Source organism: Acinetobacter sp. CIP 102529, assembly GCF_000368325.1.
GTDB classification, from domain to species: Bacteria; Pseudomonadota; Gammaproteobacteria; order Pseudomonadales; family Moraxellaceae; genus Acinetobacter; species Acinetobacter parvus.
Genome location: NZ_KB849354.1, coordinates 505,881 through 507,575, shown reverse-complemented (window position 1 = coordinate 507,575; position 1,695 = coordinate 505,881). Strand labels below are relative to the sequence as shown.

Below are 1,695 nucleotides of genomic sequence, written 5' to 3'. Positions count from 1 at the left end.
TCAAATGGCATTCAAATCAGTATGGATGGTAAAGGTCGATGGGTAGATAATGTGATGGTTGAACGATTATGGCGGAGCGTTAAATATGAAGAGGTGTATCTCAAAGCTTATAGCAGTGTCACAGATGCGAAAAAGCAATTAAGTGCATATTTTGAGTTTTATAATTTGAAACGACCTCATTCGAGTCTAGACATGAGAAGCACTGCTTCGCAAGGCTAAATGAGTTTTACTATGATCAGCTACCCCAACAAAACAAGGTGGCTTAACTAGAGCGGAATATCACTTATAAATACGCTTTTAGTTGTTCAAACAAGTGGGACCACCTCTTAACTATACTTCAAACACGTAGACAATCAGCGACTCAGGCTATAAGTATCGCTCAGTCCATGATTAGTACATTTGAAGAACAAAATGAGCAGCTTATTACAGATGTTGAAACTGAAAAATTAATAGTTAGTCGAAATAAGATTATATCCAACGCTTATGCTGACTTTGTTAAAAAGTTGGAAACATACTGCAATGAATTACCTCTGCGTTTAGTTAAAGATTTAGGAGGAGTGATTATTGATCTTTACAATGCTTTTAATCGAAACGATACGGATAGTGAATTGCTAGCAGAAGTAAGACTACCAATAAACCAGAATCAGAGAATGGAAATTGCATTTAAAAGCAATCCAGAAGTTTTTTTTGATGCGCTGCATATACTTAGTGAGGGGCATATTCGATGTTTAGGACTAGCAATTTTATTGGCAAAAAATCTTAAAGAAGAGTCACCATTATTGATTTTTGATGACCCTGTTAATGCCATAGATGATGAACATCGTGAAGCAATCCGAAAAACACTCTTTGAAGATAAGTTCTTTGCTAATAAGCAAATATTATTAACTTGCCATGGGGAAGAATTCTTCAAAGATATTCACAATCTACTTTCAGTGGAACGAGTGAAGTTAACAAAATCATTTAGTTTTCTACCAAGATTGGGTGAGCCGCATATCAATATTAATTTTAATTGTGCACCTCGTAATTATATTGTTGCTGCTAGAGAGCACATTAATCAAAATGAAATTCGTGATGCTTTAACAAAGTCAAGACAAGCTTTAGAAGCAATAACTAAAGGGAAAGTTTGGAAGTATGTAAGTAAGCATGGTGATGGAAATTTGAGTTTAAAATTACGATCTGCTACCTCTTCAATAGAGTTAAGAAATCTTACTGAACAATTGAAAACTAGAATTGAAAAAAAAGATTTTGTTCATGCTCAAAAAGAAAGTGTTTTTAAACCATTAGAAGCTTTGTTAGGGATTAGCGGGGAGTGTCGAGAATGGAGATATCTTAATAAGGGAGTTCATGAAGAGCAGGATCGAGTAGAGTTCGATAGAAGCGTAGTGAGTTCGATAGTTTTGAATTTAGAAAATTTGGATCAAGCTTTGAAGTAAATTTATATTTTTAGACCTCTGTACACGACAAATTTCACAGAACCCTTATCCTATCAGGATTCTGCTTTCTTAAAATTGCCAAAATTTCCTTAAACTCTTCTTTTTTCCCAAAACCAATTAAATGCTGAATCGCCATTTGAACATAGTCTAAACCATAGCGAAATAAACTCATTGAGAGTCGTCCATGCTTCTTTATTTTTATCGCTTTTTTTTGATTATGTTGCCATTCACCCGTTAAGTAACACCAACAGAAGCTTATAGC

General features: G+C 34.5%; 1 protein-coding gene and 2 pseudogenes. 2 read left to right on the top strand and 1 reads right to left on the bottom strand.

Going from position 1 to position 1,695, the window contains the following annotated elements; genetic code table 11:
• Together F972_RS04570 and F972_RS04565 are read left to right on the top strand one after the other, a co-directional pair.
• Positions 1-266: pseudogene (locus tag F972_RS04570) on the top strand (integrase core domain-containing protein); the annotation flags it as partial.
• 120 nt (positions 267-386) lie between these two features.
• Positions 387-1,433 (top strand): ABC transporter ATP-binding protein, encoded by a 1,047-nt coding sequence (locus tag F972_RS04565; protein ID WP_004756081.1) that lies wholly within the window; start codon positions 387-389, stop codon positions 1,431-1,433.
• A gap of 34 nt (positions 1,434-1,467) precedes the next feature.
• Here F972_RS04565 and F972_RS04560 read toward each other — a convergent pair.
• Positions 1,468-1,695, bottom strand: a pseudogene (locus F972_RS04560) (IS4 family transposase); the annotation flags it as partial.